General features: G+C 73.2%; 18 protein-coding genes. 15 read left to right on the plus strand and 3 right to left on the minus strand.

Annotated features, from left to right (window positions below; translation table 11 throughout):
• The first annotated feature begins 256 nt into the window (after positions 1-256).
• The 3 genes from BSL84_RS23480 to BSL84_RS23490 all read left to right on the plus strand — a co-directional run bounded on the left by BSL84_RS23480 (position 257) and on the right by BSL84_RS23490 (position 3,092).
• Entirely contained in the window at positions 257-913 is a 657-nt protein-coding gene (locus tag BSL84_RS23480; RefSeq protein ID WP_030028666.1) for a trimeric intracellular cation channel family protein, read from the plus strand.
• 42 nt (positions 914-955) lie between these two features.
• Entirely contained in the window at positions 956-1,810 is an 855-nt protein-coding gene (locus BSL84_RS23485) for a thioesterase family protein (RefSeq protein WP_030028665.1), read from the plus strand.
• A 118-nt stretch (positions 1,811-1,928) separates the two neighbouring features.
• Complete coding sequence (locus BSL84_RS23490; protein ID WP_030028663.1) at positions 1,929-3,092, plus strand: cysteine desulfurase family protein; 1,164 nt, start codon at positions 1,929-1,931, stop codon at positions 3,090-3,092.
• Between the two features lie 34 nt (positions 3,093-3,126).
• Here the strand turns inward: BSL84_RS23490 and BSL84_RS23495 are convergent, their stop codons facing one another.
• Positions 3,127-3,792 (minus strand): N-acetylmuramoyl-L-alanine amidase, encoded by a 666-nt coding sequence (locus BSL84_RS23495; RefSeq protein WP_030028662.1) that lies wholly within the window; start codon positions 3,790-3,792, stop codon positions 3,127-3,129.
• Positions 3,793-3,861: 69 nt separating this feature from the next.
• On the opposite strand from BSL84_RS23495, the gene mnmA reads away from it, so the two are divergent.
• On the plus strand, positions 3,862-4,992 hold the full coding sequence (gene mnmA / locus BSL84_RS23500) for a tRNA 2-thiouridine(34) synthase MnmA (protein ID WP_030028661.1): 1,131 nt from the start codon (positions 3,862-3,864) through the stop codon (positions 4,990-4,992).
• 11 nt (positions 4,993-5,003) lie between these two features.
• Here the strand turns inward: mnmA and BSL84_RS23505 are convergent, their stop codons facing one another.
• A complete protein-coding gene (locus BSL84_RS23505; protein WP_075971061.1) occupies positions 5,004-5,927 on the minus strand; it encodes an NADP-dependent oxidoreductase in 924 nt (307 codons plus the stop codon).
• Between the two features lie 127 nt (positions 5,928-6,054).
• Here BSL84_RS23505 and BSL84_RS23510 point away from each other — a divergent pair, with 127 nt between their 5' ends.
• The 11 genes from BSL84_RS23510 to gatB all read left to right on the plus strand — a co-directional run bounded on the left by BSL84_RS23510 (position 6,055) and on the right by gatB (position 18,315).
• On the plus strand, positions 6,055-7,119 hold the full coding sequence (locus tag BSL84_RS23510) for a GlxA family transcriptional regulator (RefSeq protein ID WP_051873184.1): 1,065 nt from the start codon (positions 6,055-6,057) through the stop codon (positions 7,117-7,119).
• 59 nt (positions 7,120-7,178) lie between these two features.
• Positions 7,179-7,523: a DUF1330 domain-containing protein gene (locus BSL84_RS23515; RefSeq protein ID WP_030028657.1), complete on the plus strand. Its 345-nt coding sequence runs from the start codon at positions 7,179-7,181 to the stop codon at positions 7,521-7,523.
• 145 nt (positions 7,524-7,668) lie between these two features.
• On the plus strand, positions 7,669-7,803 hold the full coding sequence (locus BSL84_RS37500) for a hypothetical protein (RefSeq protein WP_267894046.1): 135 nt from the start codon (positions 7,669-7,671) through the stop codon (positions 7,801-7,803).
• 224 nt (positions 7,804-8,027) lie between these two features.
• Positions 8,028-8,717, plus strand: a complete 690-nt coding sequence (locus tag BSL84_RS23520; protein WP_030029303.1) for an SDR family oxidoreductase — start codon at positions 8,028-8,030, stop codon at positions 8,715-8,717.
• The gene (locus BSL84_RS23525) at positions 8,714-9,697 is read left to right on the plus strand and encodes a methionine synthase (RefSeq protein WP_030029304.1); all 984 of its coding nucleotides are present in this window, start codon (positions 8,714-8,716) and stop codon (positions 9,695-9,697) included. The genes BSL84_RS23520 and BSL84_RS23525 overlap by 4 nt, the downstream gene beginning before the upstream one ends.
• A gap of 30 nt (positions 9,698-9,727) precedes the next feature.
• Entirely contained in the window at positions 9,728-11,929 is a 2,202-nt protein-coding gene (ligA, locus tag BSL84_RS23530) for an NAD-dependent DNA ligase LigA (RefSeq protein WP_030029305.1), read from the plus strand.
• A gap of 385 nt (positions 11,930-12,314) precedes the next feature.
• Positions 12,315-14,495: a putative bifunctional diguanylate cyclase/phosphodiesterase gene (locus tag BSL84_RS23535; RefSeq protein WP_234363500.1), complete on the plus strand. Its 2,181-nt coding sequence runs from the start codon at positions 12,315-12,317 to the stop codon at positions 14,493-14,495.
• A 251-nt stretch (positions 14,496-14,746) separates the two neighbouring features.
• Positions 14,747-15,043 carry an Asp-tRNA(Asn)/Glu-tRNA(Gln) amidotransferase subunit GatC gene (gene gatC / locus BSL84_RS23540; protein ID WP_030030671.1) on the plus strand — a complete coding sequence of 99 codons (297 nt, stop codon included), beginning with the start codon at positions 14,747-14,749 and terminating at the stop codon, positions 15,041-15,043.
• Between the two features lie 5 nt (positions 15,044-15,048).
• Positions 15,049-16,542: an Asp-tRNA(Asn)/Glu-tRNA(Gln) amidotransferase subunit GatA gene (gatA, locus tag BSL84_RS23545; protein WP_075971063.1), complete on the plus strand. Its 1,494-nt coding sequence runs from the start codon at positions 15,049-15,051 to the stop codon at positions 16,540-16,542.
• A complete protein-coding gene (locus BSL84_RS23550; RefSeq protein WP_030030669.1) occupies positions 16,539-16,784 on the plus strand; it encodes a hypothetical protein in 246 nt (81 codons plus the stop codon). Before gatA ends, BSL84_RS23550 begins: the two co-directional genes overlap by 4 nt.
• A 16-nt stretch (positions 16,785-16,800) precedes the next feature.
• Positions 16,801-18,315, plus strand: coding sequence for an Asp-tRNA(Asn)/Glu-tRNA(Gln) amidotransferase subunit GatB (gatB, locus tag BSL84_RS23555; protein ID WP_075971064.1), 1,515 nt, complete (start codon positions 16,801-16,803; stop codon positions 18,313-18,315).
• 67 nt (positions 18,316-18,382) lie between these two features.
• Here gatB and BSL84_RS23560 read toward each other — a convergent pair whose 3' ends face one another.
• On the minus strand, positions 18,383-20,254 hold the full coding sequence (locus tag BSL84_RS23560; RefSeq protein WP_159393550.1) for a protein kinase domain-containing protein: 1,872 nt from the start codon (positions 20,252-20,254) through the stop codon (positions 18,383-18,385).
• Positions 20,255-20,284: the final 30 nt, after the last annotated feature.

Raw genomic sequence — 20,284 nt, forward strand, 5'->3', positions numbered from 1 at the left:
GCCTCGCCGGCGTTTGAGGCGCGGGGTCCGGGGCCGAGCCCCGGGGTCTTGGTCCCGCACCCGGCGGCGGCGCCGGCGCCCGCCAAACCCAGCCCGTCGGCCAAACCGGCTCGCGGGGCGAATCCAGCCTCGCCGGCGTTCGAGGCGCGGGGTCCGGGGCCGAGCCCGGGGTCTTGGACCCGCACCCGCCCGCGGCGGCGGACCCCCGCATTCCACCGAGCCCGCCGCAGGCGACACCGCAGGGGACAATGACCCCGTGCTCCACGATCTCTTCCCGCCCGGGGTCCAGCATGCCTTGGACCTCGCCGGCATCTTCGTCTTCGCCACCTCCGGCGCCCTGCTCGCCGTCCGCAAGAACTTCGACGTCTTCGGCATCGCCGTCCTCGCCCTCGTCACGGCCCTCGGCGGCGGCCTCTTCCGCGACCTGGTCATCGGCGCCGTCCCGCCGGCCGCCTTCGGCGAGCTCAGCTTCTTCGTCACGCCGCTCATCGCCGCCGCGTTCGTCTTCTTCCTGCACCCCGAGGTCCAGCGGATCAACCGGGCCGTCAACGTCTTCGACGCCGCCGGCCTCGCGCTGTTCTGCGTGACCGGCACGACCAAGGCCTACGAGTACGGCCTCGGCCTGACCGCGTCCGCCGCCCTGGGCCTGGCCACGGCCGTCGGCGGCGGCGTACTGCGCGACGTGCTGGTCAACGAGGTGCCCTCGCTGCTGCGCGACCGCGAGATGTACGCCGTGCCCGCCACCGTGGGCGCCGCCATGGTCGCCGTCTCCATCGCCCTGGACTCCCTCAACGCCGTCACCACCGCCCTGGCGATCGTCACCACGTTCGTCCTCCGGCTGCTCGCCATGCGCTACCACTGGCGTGCGCCGCTGGCCTGGAACCGGCGCTCCTCGGTGGCCGAAGAGCCCTAGAGAAAGCTACCGCTTAGTAGCAAGCGGGTGTACCGTCGTTCCATGTCATATGCAGCTGCCCAGGCATCCATCGGCGACAGCGAGTTCGACCGCGACACCGCGATCACCGAGCGTGCGGGCGAACCCGGTGTCTACGACGCGGAGCTCTCCGCCGGCTGGACGATCATCGCCGCCGTCAACGGCGGATACCTGCTGGCCCTCGTCGGCCGGGCCCTGTCGGCGGCCCTCCCGCACCCGGACCCCTTCACGGTGTCCGCGCACTACCTGACCTCCTCCGTGCCCGGCCCCGCCGTCATCCGCACCGAGGTGGTCCGGGTCGGCCGCACCCTCTCCACCGGCCAGGCCTCGCTCCTCCAGTACGACGAGCACGGCAACGAGGTCGAGCGGATCCGCGTCCTCGCCTCCTACGGCGACCTCGCCGCCCTCCCGGACGACGTGCGGACGGTCGCGGTACCGCCGCTCATGCCCTCCTACGAGAACTGCATCGGCCCCGAGGCCGGCCCCGCGCCCATCCCCGGCAGCTCCGCCATCGTGGACCGGCTCCGGCTGCGCCTGGACCCGGCGACGGCGGGCTGGGCCGTCGGCGCGCCCTCCGGCAAGGGCGAGATGCGGGCCTGGTTCGAGCTGGCCGACGGCCGCGACGCCGACCCGCTCTCCCTGCTCCTCGCGGTGGACGCACTGCCCCCCACCGCCTTCGACCTCGGTTTGGTGGCCTGGACCCCGACCGTGGAGCTCACCACGCACATCCGCCGCCGACCGGCCCCGGGCCCGCTGCGGATCGCCATCACCACCCGCAACCTCGCCGGCGGCTTCCTGGAGGAGGACGCCGAGGTCTGGGACTCCACCGACCACCTCGTCGCACAGTCCCGCCAACTGGCGCGAGCCCTGCGCATGTGACCCCCGGGCCGCCCCGCGCCCCGGCGGGGGCGCGGGGCGGCCCGGGCCCCGTGCTCCCGGCCGGATCGGGATCCCGCCGGGCGGAGGGGGCCGGGCGGGCTCGTAGAATCGGGGGATCATGGCCTACCTCGACCACGCCGCCACCACCCCCATGCTGCCGGAGGCCGCCGCGGCGATGACCGCGCAGTTCGCCGCCACGGGGAACGCCTCCTCCCTCCACGCCGCCGGCCGCCGGGCCCGCCGTACCGTCGAGGAGGCCCGCGAGGCCTTCGCCGAGGCGATCGGCGCCCGCCCCAGCGAGGTGGTCTTCACCGCCGGCGGCACGGAAGCCGACAACCTCGCCGTCAAGGGCCTCTACTGGGCCCGGCGCGACGCCGAGCCCGCCCGGACCCGGGTCATCGCCAGCCCCGTCGAGCACCACGCCGTCCTCGACGCCGTGCACTGGCTCGCCGAGCACGAGGGCGCCCAGGTCGACTACCTGCCCGTCGACCGCTACGGGCGCGTGCACCCCGACGCCTTCCGCGAAGCCGTCGAGCGCAACCCCGACGACGTCGCCCTGGCCACCGTCATGTGGGCCAACAACGAGATCGGCACCGTCATGCCGGTCCGCGAACTGGCCGACATCGCCCGTGAGGCCGGAATCCCGCTGCACTCCGACGCCGTCCAGGCCTTCGGGCAGCTCGACGTCGACTTCGGCGACAGCGGCCTCGCCGCCATGACCGTCAGCGGCCACAAGATCGGCGGCCCCTACGGCATCGGAGCGCTGCTCCTCGGCCGGGACCAGAGCCCCGTACCCGTCCTGCACGGCGGCGGGCAGGAGCGGCACGTCCGCTCCGGCACCCTCGACGTGCCCGCCGTCGCCGCCTTCGCGGTGGCAGCCGTCATCGCCGCCGAGCGGCGCGAGCAGTTCGCCGCAGAGGTCGGCGCCCTGCGCGACGAGCTGGTCGCAGCCGTACTCGCGGCCGTGCCCGACGCCGTGCTCGGAGGGGACCCCGAGGAACGGCTTCCGGCCAACGCGCACTTCAGCTTCCCCGGCTGCGAGGGCGACTCCCTGCTGCTCCTGCTCGACGCCCAGGGCATCGAGTGCTCCACCGGCTCGGCCTGCACCGCGGGCGTGGCCCAGCCGAGCCACGTCCTGCTGGCGGCCGGCACCGACCCGCAGCTGGCCCGCGGCACCCTGCGCTTCTCCCTCGGCCACACCTCCACCAAGGAGGACGTCGCCGCCCTGGCCTCGGCCATCGGCCCCGCGGTGGAACGCGCCCGGACGGCAGGCCTCAGCTGAGCGTCCGCGAGGCTCGGGCCGAAACGGCCAGGGCTCAGGCCTTGGCTGCCAGGGCCTCGCGGACCATGCGTATGTAGCGGTCCCAGTCCCAGTGGTCGCCCGGGTCCGTGTGATCGGCGCCGGGCACTTCCGAGTGCCCCACGATGTGCTTGCGGTCCGCCGGGAAGTCGTACCGCCGGCAGATGTCGGCCGCCAGCCGCGCCGAGGCCGCGTACATGGCGTCGGTGAAGTCCTTGGGCCGGTCCACGAAGCCCACGTGCTCGATACCGACGCTGCGCTCGTTCATCGAGCGGTTCCCGGCGTGGAACGCCACGTCCAGCTCGCGCACCATCTGCTCCACATGCCCGTCACCGCGGACTATGTAGTGCGCCGACGCCTTGTGCCACGGATTCCTGAAGGCGTCCACCGACGACCGGAAGCCGCCCTGCGTGACATGCACGACGATCCGGTCCACCCGGTAGTCGTCGGGCCGGTCCGCCAGCCGCCAGTTCGCCGGGGAGGCCGCGGTCCACCCCGCACCCGCGTGGTCGATCTCACCCTCCTTGCGCGGCTTGGACACCCCCGGCATCAGCCACCACGCCCGGCTGATCTCGTCCCGCCCCGCGACCGCCGCCGCGGCGACCACTCCGAGCCCGCCGAACAGCACGGCCCTGCGCGTGCGGCCCTTCGGCTTCGATCTCGCGTTCCCCTGCTCGGTCATGTGATCCACCCCCCTGACCCGACAACGCGCTGGGACCCCGCTCGGTTCCCCCGTACTCTGGACGGTGCTATGACTGAGAACCTGCCGCGCACCGACCGCCCCCTTCGCGTCCTGGCCGCCATGTCCGGCGGAGTGGACTCCGCCGTCGCCGCCGCCCGCGCCGTCGAAGCCGGGCACGACGTGACCGGCGTCCACCTCGCACTGTCCGCGAACCCGCAGTCCTTCCGGACCGGCGCCCGCGGCTGCTGCACCATCGAGGACTCCCGCGACGCCCGCCGCGCCGCCGACGTCATCGGCATCCCCTTCTACGTGTGGGACCTCGCCGAGCGCTTCCGCGAGGACGTCGTCGAGGACTTCATCTCCGAGTACGAGGCCGGCCGCACCCCGAACCCGTGCCTGCGCTGCAACGAGAAGATCAAGTTCGCCGCGCTCCTCGACAAGGCCCTCGCCCTCGGCTTCGACGCCGTCTGCACCGGCCACTACGCCACCGTCGTGCTGAAGGAGGACGGCTCCCGCGAGCTGCACCGCGCCTCCGACATGGCCAAGGACCAGTCCTACGTCCTCGGCGTCCTCGACGAGAAGCAGCTCGCCCACGCCCTCTTCCCGCTCGGCGACACCCTCACCACCAAGGAAGAGATCCGCGCCGAGGCGGAGGCCCGCGGCCTCGCCGTCGCCAAGAAGCCCGACAGCCACGACATCTGCTTCATCGCCGACGGCGACACCCAGGGCTTCCTCGCGCACCGCCTCGGCAAGGCCGAGGGCGACATCGTCGACGAGTCCGGCGAGAAGGTCGGCACCCACGAGGGCGCCTTCGGCTTCACCATCGGCCAGCGCAAGGGCCTGCGCATCGGCCACCCGGCCCCCGACGGCAAGCCGCGCTACGTCCTCGACATCTCCCCGGTGAACAACACCGTCACCGTCGGCCCCGTCGAAGCGCTCGACGTCAGCGCCCTCACCGCGATCCGCCCCCGCTGGTGCGGCGCCGAGGCCGCCGCCCCGGGCACCTACACCGCCCAGCTGCGCGCCCACGGCGGCGAGACCGAGGTCTTCGCCGAGGTCGTGGACGGCGAGCTGCGCGTCTCCTTCACCGAGCCCGTCCGCGGCGTGGCCCCCGGCCAGGCGATCGTGCTCTACGACGGCACCCGCGTGGTCGGCTCCGCCACCATCGCCACGACGACGCGGGCCACCGCCGCCGTCTGAAGCGGCCCCGGTCAGACCACCGTCAGGACGATCTTGCCGGTGGTCCGGCCCTGCTCGCCGATCTCGTGGGCCCGGGCGGCCTCCGCCAGCGGCAGCACCGTCTCGACCAGCGGCTTCAGCAGGCCCCGGTCCACAAGGTCCGCGATCGCCTCCAGTCCCTTGAGGTCCGGGTCGACCAGCACCCAGGACGCGTTCACCCCGCCGGCGTCCGCCGGGACGGAGTCCGGGCCGGGCAGTGAGACGAGGTGCCCGCCGGCCTTGAGGACCTTCAGGCTGCGCCCGGCGGTGTCGCCGCCCAGCGCGTCCAGTACGACGTCGACGTCCGAGACCGCCTCGGCGAAGTCCACCGAGCGGTAGTCCACCAGCTCGTCGGCGCCCAGCTCGCGCAGCACGTCGTGCTTGGCCGCGCTGGCCGTACCGATCACGTACGCGCCGCGCGCCTTGGCGATCTGCACCGCCAGGTGGCCGACGCCGCCGGCCGCCGCGTGCACGAGCACCCGCTGGCCGGCCGTGACGCCGGCCGTGTCCACCAGCGCCTGCCACGCGGTGAGCGCCGCCAGCGGCAGCGCCGCCGCCTGTACGTGGTCGAGGGAGGCGGGCTTGCGGGCGAAGTGCCGCGCCGGAGCCACCACGTACTCGGCGTAGCCGCCCGCCTGACGCGGGAAGTGCGGCATCCCGTACACCTCGTCGCCGGGAGCGTACAGGGTCACACCGGGGCCGACCGCCTCGACGGTGCCCGAGACGTCCCAGCCCACGATGGGGGTCTCGCCCCAGGCGATCAGGGCCCCACTGGCCCGGGTCTTCCAGTCGACCGGATTGACGCCCGCCGCGTGGACCCGGACCAGGACCTCGCCCAGCCCCGGCTCCGGCCGTTCGATCTCCCGCTCGACCAGGTTCTCCGGGCCGCCCCACTCGTCGACGACGATCGCGCGCATCTCAGTCCGCCTCATTCCATCCGTTTACGTCGGACACCGGGCCGTTTCCCGGCGACGTGTCCCAGACTCGGGCAGCGCGCACTCCCATGGTGTTGGCCGTTTGGCCACTATGTGACAGGATCTGGCCATGGGTGACTTCGAGGCGTACACGCAGGACACGGCCCCTCGCGGGAGCGGCGCGGACGGCCGGCACCTGGTGGCGGTGCTGGCCCTGCCGGGCTTCCCGCCGTTCGAGCTGGGCATCCCCTCCCGGGTCTTCGGCAGCGCCGTGGACGACGACGGCGAAGAGCTCTACGAGGTCGTCGTCTGCACCGCCGACGGCGCCCCCGTGGCCAGCGACTCCGGCTTCACCCTCCAGCCCGCCGCCGGCCCCGAGGCCCTCGCCGCCGCCGACACCGTGATCGTCCCGCCCACCCACGCCATGCCCGAACTGGCCGGCGGCGGACCGCTGCCGCCCGCCGTCGCCGCCGCCATCGCCGGCATCCGCCCCGGCACCCGGCTGGTGTCGATCTGCTCCGGCTCCTACGTACTCGCCGCCGCCGGACTCCTCGACGACCGCCCCGCGACCACCCACTGGAACCTCGCCGACGAGTTCCGCCGCGCCTACCCCCGCGTCCGCATCGACGAGGACGTCCTCTTCGTCGACGACGGCGACGTCCTGACCTCCGCCGGAGTCTCCGCCGGAGTCGACCTCTGCCTCCACCTGATTCGCCGCGACCACGGCGTCGCCGTCACCAACCGGGCCGCCCGCATGTGCGTCGTACCGCCCTGGCGCGACGGCGGCCAGGCCCAGTTCATCGACCGGCCCGTCCCCGAACCCACCGTCGCCACCACCACCGCCACCCGCGCCTGGGCCCTGGAACGCCTCGCCGAACCGGTCAGCCTCGCCGAACTCGCCGCCCACGCCCGGATGAGCCTGCGCACCTTCACCCGCCGCTTCCGCGACGAGGTCGGCATGACCCCGGTGCAGTGGCTCACCGCCCAACGCCTGGAGACGGCCCGCCACCTGCTCGAATCCAGCGACCTCCCGGTCGACCTCGTCGCCCACCGGTCCGGCTTCGGGTCCGCGGGCTCCCTGCGCCAGCACATGCGCGCCTCCCTCGGCGTCTCCCCGATCGCCTACCGCCGCACCTTCCAGGCCGCCGACCCCGGCATGACCCCGGAGGTAATCGCCGCCACGGCCGGGCGCTGACAGGATCGGACCGACGGCCCGCACGGGTGGGCCGGTCCGCGTCGACAGGGGAGCAGACCATGACCGCCTACGCCATCGCCCACCTCCGGCCCGAGACGGTGCACGAGGACGTCCTCACCTACATCGAGGCCATCCAGTCCACGATGGACCCCTTCGGCGGCCGCTTCCTCGTGCACGGCAGGCAGGTCGAGGTCCTGGAGGGCCCCTTCCCCGGCACGGTCGTCGTCATCGGCTTCCCCGACATCGAGCGGGCCCGCGCCTGGTACGCCTCCGACGCCTACCAGGCCATCCTCCCGCTGCGCACGCGGCACATAGCGGGCGAGGCCGTCCTGGTCGAGGGCGTCCCCGCCGACTACGACGCCTCGAAGACGGCCGCGGCCCTGCGCGCCGAAGCCGGCCTCTGACGGGCAACCGGGCCGCCTTCGTGATCGCGGGCCCCGACGGGTACACCCGCCACCGCTCTTCCCACGGCGCGGTGGCACTGGAGGCGCCGCACTGGCCGACGTACGGGCGCAGGCGCTCCGGCGTTGGGCCGGGCCGCGGGCCGACGTGCGGGCACGGCTCGCCGCCGGGCTTTCGCATGCCACGGTCGGCCACGGCTTCGCCCCCGCCGTCACGGAGGGGCAGGCGGCCGCCGCCCGCGCCGCCGTGGAGCGGGCCTACGCGGCGGCCGTCGGGATCTGACCGCGATCTTCCGGCCCGCGCGCCCGCGCGCCCGCGCGCCCGCGGGACGGCCGTCCGGGCCGGATTCCCGCCCGCCGTCGCCTGCCCGCGGGAGGCCGGGCGCGGGCCGTCCTCGTACGTCCCGGCGGGCCGCCGCGGCAGGCCGAGCCGCCCGGCCCGGCCCCGGGCCCGGCACCCCGGGGCTTCGCCCGCCTCCGCCCGCGCGACCTGCGAGCATGGGCGGTATGCCTACTCACCTGATCACCGGTGCCGGTTCCGGCATCGGCGCCGCCGTCGCGACCCGCCTGCACGCCCGCGGCGACGACCTCGTCCTCCTGGCCCGCGACGCCGCCCGCGGCAAGCAGCTCGTCGAGCGCTACCCCGGCTCCCGGGTCCTGGTGGGCGACCTCGCCGACCCCGACCGGCTCTCCTGGGCCTTCTCCAAGCAGGCGGTCCCCGAGCGCATCGACTCGCTGCTGCACATCGCCGGCATCGTGGACCTCGGCCCGGTGGGGGAGCTGCGCCCCAAGACCTGGCACCAGCAGCTCAACGTGAACCTCGTCGCCCCCGCCGAGGTGACCCGGCTGCTGCTGCCCACCCTGCGCGCCTCCAAGGCCACCGTCGTCTTCGTGAACTCCGGCGCCGGCCTCAACGCCCACGCCGACTGGAGCGCGTACGCCGCCTCCAAGCACGGCCTCAAGGCCCTCGCCGACTCCCTGCGCGCCGAGGAGCGGGCCAACGGCATCCGCGTCACCTCCGTCTACCCGGGCCGCACCGCCAGCCCCATGCAGGCCAAGGTGCACTCCCAGGAGGGCAAGGAGTACGACCCCGCCGCCTGGATCGATCCCGAGTCGGTGGCGACCACCATCGTCATGGCCGTCGACCTGCCCCGCGACGCCGAGGTCAACGACCTGTCCGTGAGGCCGGGCCGATGAGCGCCGGCGCGACCGGAGTCGGCTCGCTGCCCGGCGGCGACGCCCGCGAGGCCGCCAAGACGGCGACCGGCTCCTTCGAGGACTTCCCGTACCTGCCCGAACTGCCGGCCCGCGGCCCCGGCGCGGACATGATCGGCCGCTCGACCGGGCTGCTCGTCGACATGTACGCGCACGTGGAGCCCAGCGGCTGGCGGATCAGCGACCGGCCCGGCCGCGACACCCGCCGGGCCCGGTCCTGGCTGGGCGAGGACCTGGACGCCCTGGAGGAGTTCACCCAGGGCTACACCGGCAGGCTCAAGGTCCAGGCCGTCGGACCGTGGACGCTGGCCGCCGCCCTCGAACTGCACGGCGGCGAGGCGATGCTGCAGGACGCCGGCGCCTGCCGGGACCTGGCCGGATCCCTCGCCGAGGGCCTGCGCGCGCACCTGGCCGACGTACGCAGGCGGATCCCCGGCGCCGAGATCGTGCTCCAGCTCGACGAGCCGTCCCTGACGGCCGTACTGCTGGGCCGGATCCGCTCCGCGAGCGGCTACCGCACCTACCGCGCCGTGGACCGGCAGGTCGTCGAGGGCGCGCTGCGCGACCTGTTCGCCGTCCACGACGGCGAGGTGATCGTCCACTCCTGCGCTCCCGAGGTCCCCTTCGGACTGCTGCGGCGCGCGGGCGCCACGGGAGTGTCGTTCGATTTCTCCCTGCTCACGGAGCGCGAGGACGACGCGGTCGGGGAGGCCGTCGAAGGCGGCACCAAGCTGTTCGCCGGAGTGGTCCCGGGCACCGACGGCCCGTTGTCGGACCCGGGCGGTAGCGTCATGGGTGTCAGGAAGCTCTGGCGCAGGCTGGGGCTGGCCCCGGGGACTCTCGCGGAGTCCGTCGTGGTCACCCCCTCGTGCGGTCTCGCGGGTGCCTCGCCCGCCTACGCCCGCGCGGCGCAGGCGCATTGCGCCAGAGCGGCGAGGTCGCTCGCCGACAACCCTGAGTGACGGTCGAGACGGGCCACGGGAGGACACGGCATGGCAGCCGAACAGCAGGACACGGCAGTACCGGCAGCGGTGCGCGAGCAGCACCAGCTGCTGGCCGAGCAGGTCGAGGAGCACCGCTTCCGGTACTACGTCAACGACCAGCCGGTCGTCAGCGACGCCGAGTTCGACCAGCTGCTGCGTTCGCTGGAGGCGCTGGAGGAGCAGTATCCGGAGCTGCGCACGCCGGACTCGCCCACCCAGAAGGTGGCCGGGGCGTACGAGACGGACTTCGCCTCCGTCGAGCACCGCGAGCGCATGCTCTCCCTCGACAACGCCTTCGACGACGAGGAGCTGTCCGCCTGGGCCGAGCGGGTGGCCCGGGACGTGGGCACCTCCGACTACCACTACCTGTGCGAACTGAAGGTGGACGGCCTCGCCGTCAACCTCACCTACGAGAAGGGCCGCCTCACTCGGGCGGCCACCCGCGGCGACGGCCGCACCGGTGAGGACATCACACCCAACGTCCGCACCATCGCCGACATCCCCGACCGCCTGTCCGGCGACCGGATCCCGGCCCTCGTCGAGATCCGCGGCGAGGTCTACTTCCCGATGGAGAAGTTCGAGGAGCTCAACGCGAGACTCGTCGCGGCGGAGGGCAAGCCCTTCGCCAACCCGCGCAACGCCGCGGCCGGATCGCTCCGCCAGAAGGACCCGAAGGTCACCGCGAGCCGCCCGCTGCACATGGTCGTCCACGGCATCGGCGCCCGCGAGGGCTTCGAGATCGAGCGCCAGTCGCAGGCGTACGAGCTGCTGCGCGAATGGGGCCTGCCCACCGCCCGGCACAACAAGGTGCTCTCCTCGCTCGCCGAGGTCCGGGCGTTCATCGGCGAGTTCGGCGAGAACCGGCACTCGGTGGAGCACGAGATCGACGGCGTCGTCGTCAAGCTCGACGAGATCGCCCTGCAGGGGCGCCTCGGCTCCACCGCCCGCGCCCCGCGCTGGGCCATCGCCTGGAAGTACGCGCCCGAAGAGGTCAACACCAAGCTGATCGACATCAAGGTCGGCGTCGGGCGCACCGGCCGCGTCACCCCGTACGCGCAGGTGGAGCCGGTGACGGTGGCGGGCTCCGAGGTCGAGTTCGCCACCCTGCACAACCAGGAGGTCGTCAAGGCCAAGGGCGTCCTCATCGGGGACACCGTGGTCCTGCGCAAGGCGGGCGACGTCATCCCCGAGATCCTCGGGCCGGTGGTGGACCTGCGCGACGGCACCGAGCGGGAGTTCGAGATGCCGGCCGAATGCCCCGCCTGCGGGACCGCGCTGCGGCCCATGAAGGAGGGGGACATCGACGTCCGGTGCCCCAACGCCCAGACCTGCCCCGCCCAGTTGCGCGAGCGGCTCTTCTACCTGGGCGGCCGGCAGGCCCTGGACATCGAGAACTTCGGCATGGTCGCGGCGGCCGCGCTCACCGCCCCGCTGGAGCCGGCGCAGCCGCCGCTGCTCGACGAGGGCGACCTCTTCGACCTGACCATCGAGCAGCTGCTGCCCATCAAGGCGTACGTCCTGGACCAGGACAGCGGGCTGCCCAAGCGCGACCCGAAGACGGGCGAGGAGAAGATCGTCACGGTCTTCGCCAACCAGAAGGGCGAGCCGAAGAAGAACGCCCTGGCGATGCTGGAGAACATCGCCGCGGCCAAGGAGCGGCCGCTCGCCCGCATCATCAACGGCCTGTCCATCCGCCACGTCGGACCGGTCGCGGCCGAGGCGCTCGCCCGCGAGTTCCGCTCCATCGCCGCGATCGAGGCGGCGACGCAGGAGCAGCTGACCGCAACCGACGGCGTCGGCGCGATCATCGCCGCCTCCCTCAAGGAGTGGTTCGAGGTCCCCTGGCACCAGGAGATCCTCAACAAGTGGCGCCAGGCCGGGGTGCGGATGGAGGAGGAAGGTTCCGCCGAGGACGAGGGGCCCAGGCCCCTGGAGGGCCTGACCGTCGTCGTCACGGGCACTTTGCAGAGCCACACGCGGGACGGCGCCAAGGAGGCCCTGCAGAGCCGCGGCGCCAAGGTGACCGGCTCCGTCTCGAAGAAGACCTCCTTCGTCGTGGTCGGCGACAACCCCGGCTCGAAGTACGACAAGGCCGTCCAGTTGAAGCTGCCCGTCCTCGACGACGCCGGCTTCGCCGTGCTGCTGGAGCAGGGCCCGGACGCGGCACGCGAAGCGGCGCTCCCGGTGGACGGCGCCGCCGCAGGGGAGTGACACCCGCACGGCAATCCCTGAGGGGGAGTGGCGACGGCGAACGGATGCGTGGCGTGCGGCCGCACGGGCGGGCGCACGCCAGGCGCGGCCGGCGGTGGCAAACGGCCGGTACAAGGCTGGTCGCAGGGCGGTGACCTGTCGGATCATCGGACGGGTGACTGGGGCCCCGGTCCAAACTCACCCGTTCGGCGGATACCGTACTGATGAGGATGGCTGGGTCGCATTCGGGCAACCACTGCCGACCGCTGCCCCTGGGAGCCTCCCGCGTCCTACTGTTGAGGTGTGCGCCTGTCGTGCACGGCTGCGGGATGCGATCGCGGCCGTGGTGGCACGACACCGGGGCCATCGCGTGACATCGGCATCGCCGGCTGTGAGAGGTACGGGCATGAAACCCACCGAAAGCGCCGACCCGTCACCTGAGTTCGGCGGGGAAATCCCGTCCATGCGGGCGGGCAGGCTCGGCGTCCTGCGGGTCAGGACGCCGGAGACCCGACCGGTCGACACCGGTGAGGGCGGGCAGGGGCGGCGCGGCGTGCTGCCCTTCCTCGTCGTGGGTCTCGCGGTCGTGGTCCTCACCACCGGCGTCGCGACCGCCCTGAGCGGCCGTCACGCCCTGTTCCCCGGCGGCCCCGTCGGCTGGGCCCTGGCCCTCCTCACCGGCATCATCGTCGGCCACCTGGTCGCCCTCGGCCGCGACCGCTGGTGGGGCGGCACCGGATCCGGCGCCGCCCTCACCCTCGGCGTCCTCATCCTCTACGGCTGGGTGCCCGCCGGACTGGTCTCGCTGGCCGTGGTCTCCCTGGTCGGCGCCGCACGCCGGCACCGCTGGCGGCAGGGACTGCTCCACGGCTCCGTCGACATCCTCGGCATCGGCGCCGGGGCCCTCGTCCTCGCCGCCTTCGGCGAGACGCCCTCCGTCGAGACCCCCTGGCTGCCCACCACCTGGGGGCTGGACGCCGTACCCGAGATCGCCCTGGTCGCCGTCGCCTACCTGGCGGCCACCAGGCTCCTGCTCTGGATCGCACTGGCCCCGCGCGGCGGCGGGCTGCCCACCGTGGCCCGCACCGCCCTGCTCCGCCAGGCGTTAGTGGCGGTCGCGCTGCTCGGCATCGCCCCCCTCATCTGCGTCGTCGCGGTCAGCCGGCCGGTGCTGCTGCCGCTGTTCGCCGTACCCCTCATCGCCCTGGACTCCACCCTCTGGATCGCACGGGCGCGCGCCGAGGAGCAGCTGAGGGACCCCCTGACCGGGCTGCCCAACCGGCAGTGGCTGCTGGAGCGGGCCTGGTCCGCCCTGGACGAGGCCGAACGCCTGGGCACCCGGGCGGCCCTCGTCCTGATCGACCTGGACCGCTTCCGGGCCGTCAACGACACCCTGGGCCACCTGGCGGGCGACCGGCTGCTCCTCCAGATCGCCGACCGGCTGCGCCAGGCCCTGCCCGACGAGGCGGAGGCCGCCCGGCTCGGCGGCGACGAGTTCGCCGTGCTGCTCCCCGTCACGGACTCCACCACCAGCGCCCAGCGCGTCGCCCGCCACCTGGTCGCCGCACTCAGCTCCCCCCTCGACCTGGACGGCCTCACGCTCGTCCTGGAGGCCAGCGCCGGCCTCGCCGTCTTCCCCGACCACGCCCTGGACGCGGAGGGACTGCTGCGACGCGCCGACGTGGCGATGTACCAGGCCAAGCGGGACCGCACGGGCGTGGAGGTGTACGAGTCCAAGCGCGACAGCAACACCCCCGACCGCCTGGGCCTCCTCGGAGACCTCCGCAGAGCCCTCGACGCGGGCGAAGTGGAACTGCACTACCAGCCGAAGGTCCGGTTCGACGGACAGGTCGCAGGGCTCGAAGCACTGGTCCGGTGGGTCCACCCGGAACGCGGGCGGGTACCTCCGGACGAGTTCATCGCGATCGCCGAGACCTCCGGGCTGATGCCGCACCTGACGGAGTACGTGCTGGAGACCGCCCTGGCCCAGGTGGCCCGCTGGCGGGCGCAGGGCCTGAAGGTCCCGGTCGCCGTCAACGTCTCGCCGCGCGACGTCCACACCCCCGGCTTCGCCGGCGCGGTGGCCGCCCGGCTGGCCCGCCACGGGGTCCCGGCGAGCGGCCTGCAGCTGGAGATAACGGAACACGTCCTGCTGGAGGACCCCCAGCGGGCGGCGGACACCATGGCCGGCCTCACGGGGCACGGCGTGAAGATGTCCCTGGACGACTTCGGCACCGGCTACTCCTCACTCGTCCACCTGCGCCGGCTGCCGGTCAGCGAGCTGAAGATCGACCGGTCGTTCGTGGGCCGGCTGGCCGTCGACACACAGGACGCGGAGATCGTCCGCTGCACCGTGGACCTCGCGCACTCCCTCGGCCTGCTCGTCGTGGCGGAGGGCGTGGAGGACGACGAGACCTGGGAGCGGCTGAGGGACCTGGGCTGCGACGCCGTACAGGGGTGGCTGGTGGCCGCCGCGATGCCGCCGCAGGAGGCCACGGCCTGGCTGCTGGCCCGCGGTGAGCGCGGCTGGCGCCGCCCGGCGGACATCACGGCGGAACTGGCGGCGGCCGAGGCCGACGCGGGCTGATCCCGGGCGCGCCTCCGGCACCGCCCCCGCCGGCGGCGTTCCGGCTCCGCCGGCGCGCCCCGGGGCGGGGTCCGGGACGGAGCCCCGCCCTCCGAGCCGCGACGGCTTCACAGGCGCGGGGTCCCCGGGCCCGCGTCCGGGCGGGCGGCCCCGCGCGGCGGCCCGGGCCAAACCGTTTCGCAGGCCGAGCGCCCGGACCCATAGGATTGGGTCCGAAACGAAACATCCACCCACCCCCAGAGGATCGCTGCATGCCTGGCATTACGCGCGAGGAGGTCGTCCACCTCGCACGGCTGGCGCGCCTTGAGCTGTCCAGCAACGAGCTGGATCACTTCGCCGGACAGCTCGACGACATCATCGGCGCGGTCGCCCGTGTCTCCGAGGTCGCCGACCAAGACGTCCCGCCGACCTCCCACCCGCTGCCGCTGACCAACGTCATGCGCGCGGACGAGGTCCGTCCGTCGCTCACCCCCGAGCAGGCGCTCTCCGGTGCTCCCGCCCAGGAGCAGCAGCGTTTCAAGGTGCCGCAGATCCTGGGGGAGGACTAACAGCCATGGTCGACATCATCAAGCTCACGGCCGCCGAGACCGCCGAGAAGATCGCCTCCGGCGAGCTCACGGCCGTCCAGGTGACCGAGGCCCACCTGGCCCGCATCGACGCCACCGACGAGAAGGTCCACGCCTTCCTGCACGTGGACCGCGAAGGCGCGCTCGCCCAGGCCCGCGCCGTCGACGCCAAGCGGGAGGCCGGCGAGAAGCTCGGCCCGCTGGCCGGCGTACCCCTCGCCCTCAAGGACATCTTCACCACCGTCGGGGTCCCGACCACCGTCGGATCGAAGATCCTCGAAGGCTGGATCCCGCCGTACGACGCCACCCTGACGCGCAAGCTCAAGGAAGCCGACGTCGTCATCCTCGGCAAGACCAACATGGACGAGTTCGCCATGGGGTCCTCCACCGAGAACAGCGCCTACGGCCCCACCGGCAACCCGTGGGACCTCACCCGCATCCCCGGCGGCTCCGGCGGCGGCTCCGCGGCGGCCCTCGCCGCCTTCCAGGCGCCCCTCGCCATCGGCACGGACACCGGCGGCTCCATCCGCCAGCCCGCGGCCGTCACCGGCACGGTCGGCGTCAAGCCCACCTACGGCGGCGTCTCCCGCTACGGCATGGTCGCCTTCTCCTCCTCCCTCGACCAGGGCGGTCCCTGCGCCCGTACGGTCCTGGACGCCGCCCTGCTGCACGAGGTGATCGCCGGGCACGACCCGCTCGACTCCACCTCCATCGACGCCCCGGTCCCGCCGGTCGTCGAGGCCGCCCGCAACGGCTCGGTCGCCGGCATGCGCGTCGGCGTCGTCAAGCAGTTCGCCGGTGAGGGCTACCAGGCCGGCGTCGTCCAGCGCTTCAACGAGTCGGTGGAGCTCCTCAAGGAGCTCGGCGCCGAGATCGTCGAGCTGGACTGCCCGTCCTTCGACCTCGCGATGGCCGCGTACTACCTGATCGCGCCGTCCGAGTGCTCCTCCAACCTGGCCCGCTTCGACGCCATGCGCTACGGCCTGCGCGTCGGCGACGACGGCACCAAGTCCGCCGAGGACGTCACCGCCCTGACCCGCGAAGCCGGCTTCGGCGACGAGGTCAAGCGCCGGGTCATCCTCGGTACGTACGCGCTCAGCTCCGGCTACTACGACGCGTACTACGGCTCCGCCCAGAAGGTCCGCACGCTCATCTCGAAGGACTTCGAGAAGTCCTTCGAGCAGGTCGACGTGATCGTCTCCCCGACGACCCCGACCACCGCCTTCCCCATCGGCGAGCGCACCGACGACCCGCTCGCCATGTACCTCGCGGACCTGTGCACCATCCCGACCAACCTGGCCGGCAACTCCGCCATGTCGCTCCCGTGCGGGCTGGCACCGGAGGACGGCCTCCCGGTCGGTCTGCAGATCATCGCCCCCGCGATGAAGGACGACCGCCTCTACAAGGTCGGTGCGGCAGTCGAGGCCGCCTTCGTCGCACGCTGGGGCCACCCGCTGCTTGAGGAGGCACCGTCGCTGTGAGCACCAGTGCACTGTCCAAGGCCAAGGGCTTCAAGAAGTCCAAGACCGGCACCTACCTGTCGATCGGCACCACCGCGTTCGGCGCCATCAGCGTGTTCAAGCAGGTCAAGAAGGCCCGCAGCGAGCACGACATGCTGAAGCTGGTCGACGCCGCCGTGTCCGCCGCCGCCATCGTCACCGGCCTCGCGATCCTGTACCGCGAGCTCAAGCGTCTGGGCGACGACGACGTCCTGCTGGGCTGAGAGGGAAAGTTTCACCGTGACCACCTTCACCGAACTGCTGTCGTACGAGGACGCCCTGGCGTCGTACGACCCCGTCATGGGCCTTGAGGTCCATGTCGAGCTCGGCACCAGGACCAAGATGTTCTGCGGCTGCTCGACCGAGCTCGGCGCCGAGCCCAACTCGCAGACCTGCCCCACCTGCCTCGGCCTGCCCGGCTCCCTCCCGGTCGTCAACGCCATCGGCGTCGAGTCCGCCGTCAAGATCGGTCTCGCGCTGAACTGCGAGATCGCCGAGTGGTGCCGCTTCGCCCGGAAGAACTACTTCTATCCGGACATGCCGAAGAACTTCCAGACCTCCCAGTACGACGAGCCCATCGCCTTCAACGGCTACCTGGACGTCCAGCTGGAGGACGGCGAGATCTTCCGCGTGGAGATCGAGCGCGCCCACATGGAGGAGGACACCGGCAAGTCGCTGCACGTCGGCGGCGCCACCGGCCGTATCCACGGAGCGTCCCACTCCCTGCTGGACTACAACCGCGCCGGCATCCCGCTCATCGAGATCGTCACCAAGCCGATCGAGGGCGCGGGCGCACGGGCCCCCGAGGTCGCCAAGGCGTACGTCGCCGAGCTGCGCGAGGTCATCAAGGCGCTCGGCGTCTCCGAGGCCCGCATGGACAAGGGGCAGATGCGCTGCGACGTGAACCTGTCGCTGCGCCCGACCCCCGAGTCCGAGTTCGGCACCCGCAGCGAGACCAAGAACGTCAACTCGCTGCGCTCCGTCGAGCGCGCCGCCCGCTTCGAGATCCAGCGCCACGCGGCGGTGCTCTCGTCGGGCGGGTCGATCGTGCAGGAGACCCGGCACTTCCACGAGGAGGACGGCTCCACCACGGCCGGCCGCATCAAGGACAACGCCGAGGACTACCGGTACTTCCCCGAGCCCGACCTGGTCCCCGTCGCCCCGGCCCGTGAGTGGGTCGAGGAGCTGCGCGCCGGTCTGCCCGAGATGCCGCGCGTGCGCCGCAACCGCCTCCGCGAGGAGTGGGGCGTCAACGAGCACGACATGCAGTCGATCCTCAACGCGGGCGCGGTGGACTCCATCGTCGCCACCATCGAGGAGGGCGCCGACTCGGCCGCCGCCCGCAAGTGGTGGATGGGCGAGCTGGCCCGCAACGCCAACGAGCGGGGCGTCACCGTCGACGAGCTGCCGATCACCCCGGCGCAGGTCGCGCGGGTCGCGGCCCTGGTCGCGGCCGGCGACCTGAACGACAAGCTGGCCCGCCAGGTCATCGAGGGCGTCCTCGCCGGCGAGGGCACCCCGGACGAGGTCGTCGAGAAGCGCGGCCTGAAGGTCGTCTCGGACGAGGGCGCGCTCGGCGCGGCCGTCGACGAGGCCATCGCGGGCAACGCGGCCATCGCCGACAAGATCCGCGGCGGCAAGATCGCCGCGGTCGGCGCCCTGGTCGGCGCGGTCATGAAGACCACCCGCGGCCAGGCCGACGCGGCGCGCGTCAAGGAGCTCATCCTGGAGCGCCTGGGCGTCTCCGAGGGCTGAGCCGTCCCCGACGGCCCGGACCACCCCGAGGCCCCGCACCGACAGGTGCGGGGCCTCGGTCGTCTCGTCAGCGCTTGAGGACCGGGGCCGCCAGGACGGCGTTGCCACGGCCCTTGCAGCCCTCTTCCACCTTGATGCGCAGCCGCAGGGCGCCCTTGACGTCCAGGGACTTGGTGACCGGCTTGCCCAGGTGGACCAGCTCGGAGAAGATCGCGGGCTTGTCGTCCACCGAGATCGTCAGCCGTGCCTGCTCCACGGTCGAGCCGTCGTCGATCCCGGCGGTGAACTCCAGCGTGGACCAGGCCCTGTTGACGTCGTACTCGATGGCCGCGCCGTAGTAGCAGCTGCCGAGCAGCGCCGCCCCGTACTCGGTGGTGTTCAGCTTGGCGGAGCCGACCTCGAAGTGGTCGCCGTTGCCCACCGAGGCCAGTACGGTCAGGTCGGCGACGTTGCTGTCCTTGACCGCCCCCGGGGCATTGGGGGTGGAGGATCCGTCCGGGCTCGCGGAGGCCTCGGGTGTGGACGCGTCGGTCTCCTGCGGTGGCGAGGGCGTCGGTGACACAGGGGCCGCGGCCGCCGGGGTGCCGTCCCCGCCGGCCTTGCCGTCCCCGGCGGCGCCGGCCTTGTCCCTGTTCCCCAGGAGCTGTACGCCGATCACCGCGAGTACGGCCAGGACCACCACGGCGGCCGCCGAGCCCAGGATCACCCCGGTCCGCTTCCTCTTCACCTCGCCGGCGGGCGGCGGCTCCGGGGCGGTGCCGGTTCCCGGCGCTCCCGGGGCCGGTTGGTACGCCGCCGGGCCGTAGCCGGCGGGCACCGCGTCGGGCACGCCGGCGGGCGGCGCCGCGGTCGCGGCCGGGTCGGGCGCTGCCGCCGGGTCGGGCGCCGTCGCCGGCGCGGTCGCCACGTACGGCGGCGGCTGGGACGGCGCCTCGGCGGGCTGGGCCGGCAGCGCGGCCGGCTGGGGCGGTACGACGGGCGGCGGAGGCGCCGCGGGCTTCGGCGGGGAGTCCTGGAGGGCGGACCGCCGCGACGTCGTGGAGGCGGTCGTGGACACCACCGCGCGGCGCAGGTCCTTCATCCATCCGGCGAGGTTCACCGGCCGCCGGGTGGGCTCCTCCGCGTAGAGTGCGGTGATCCGCGCCCGCTGCTCGGCGTCCAGTACCGCGATCTGCGGCAGCTCGGCCATCGCCCGGGCCAGCTGCTGCGGAGAGGCGGGCGGCGACTCCCCGCTGAGCAGGAAGTACGCGATCGCCCCGAAGGCGTACCGGTCGGTGCCCGGCGTCCGCTTGCCTTCGAACACCTCGGGTGCCGCGTAGCCGGGGGTGAACCAGACCTCCGCAGTCTGGTGGTCGGCGGTCAGCTTGCTGAGGCCGAAGTCCACCAGCGTGGCCTGGCCGTGCGCGTCGACCATCACATTGCCGGGGGAGAGGTCGCCGTGCACCACCTGGCGCCCCGACGGCGTGGCCTTCCCCGAGTGCAGCCAGTCCAGTACCTCGGCCAGCTGCTCCAGGGTCCGCATGACCTCGCGCCGCTCGGCGGCCGTGGTGAGGGTGCGCTCGGCCCGCCAGTCCCGCAGGTCGAGCCCGTCGACGTGGTTCATGACGAGCACGAGCGCCCGTCCGGTCAGGGTGGACGACTCCCCGGCCCGGTGGATCGGCGGTCCCTCGAAGTGCTCCCGCACCCCCACGACTCCGGGGCGGTGGACGAATCTCAGCAGTTCGGCCTGCTCGTTCCACTTCTGGCTGATGCGGTCGAAGACCTCGGGCGTGATGGTGGTCTTGGAGTCGAGCACCTTGACGACCACGGGCTCCGACCCGCCCGCGAGTTCGATCTCCGCGAGGTAGAGCACGGCCTCCCCGCCGCGCCCGATGGACCTGAGCAGGCGATAGCGGTCCGCTGCCGCGTCCGGCCCGATGTGCAGATTCTGGCTGGTCAATTTCCCCCCAGCGCCACGTTGGTGAAGGGG

This window comes from Streptomyces sp. TN58 (genome assembly GCF_001941845.1).
Taxonomy (GTDB): Bacteria; Actinomycetota; Actinomycetes; order Streptomycetales; family Streptomycetaceae; genus Streptomyces.

Coding starts and splice junctions, on each gene's coding strand:
- BSL84_RS23485 (WP_030028665.1), top strand. CDS start 956: ATGTCATATGCAGCTGCCCAGGCATCCATCGGCGACAGCGAGTTCGAC.
- BSL84_RS23490 (WP_030028663.1), top strand. CDS start 1,929: ATGGCCTACCTCGACCACGCCGCCACCACCCCCATGCTGCCGGAGGCC.
- BSL84_RS23495 (WP_030028662.1), bottom strand. CDS start 3,792: ATGACCGAGCAGGGGAACGCGAGATCGAAGCCGAAGGGCCGCACGCGC.
- mnmA (WP_030028661.1), top strand. CDS start 3,862: ATGACTGAGAACCTGCCGCGCACCGACCGCCCCCTTCGCGTCCTGGCC.
- BSL84_RS23505 (WP_075971061.1), bottom strand. CDS start 5,927: ATGCGCGCGATCGTCGTCGACGAGTGGGGCGGCCCGGAGAACCTGGTC.
- BSL84_RS23510 (WP_051873184.1), top strand. CDS start 6,055: ATGGGTGACTTCGAGGCGTACACGCAGGACACGGCCCCTCGCGGGAGC.
- BSL84_RS23515 (WP_030028657.1), top strand. CDS start 7,179: ATGACCGCCTACGCCATCGCCCACCTCCGGCCCGAGACGGTGCACGAG.
- BSL84_RS23520 (WP_030029303.1), top strand. CDS start 8,028: ATGCCTACTCACCTGATCACCGGTGCCGGTTCCGGCATCGGCGCCGCC.
- BSL84_RS23525 (WP_030029304.1), top strand. CDS start 8,714: ATGAGCGCCGGCGCGACCGGAGTCGGCTCGCTGCCCGGCGGCGACGCC.
- ligA (WP_030029305.1), top strand. CDS start 9,728: ATGGCAGCCGAACAGCAGGACACGGCAGTACCGGCAGCGGTGCGCGAG.
- BSL84_RS23535 (WP_234363500.1), top strand. CDS start 12,315: ATGAAACCCACCGAAAGCGCCGACCCGTCACCTGAGTTCGGCGGGGAA.
- gatC (WP_030030671.1), top strand. CDS start 14,747: ATGCCTGGCATTACGCGCGAGGAGGTCGTCCACCTCGCACGGCTGGCG.
- gatA (WP_075971063.1), top strand. CDS start 15,049: ATGGTCGACATCATCAAGCTCACGGCCGCCGAGACCGCCGAGAAGATC.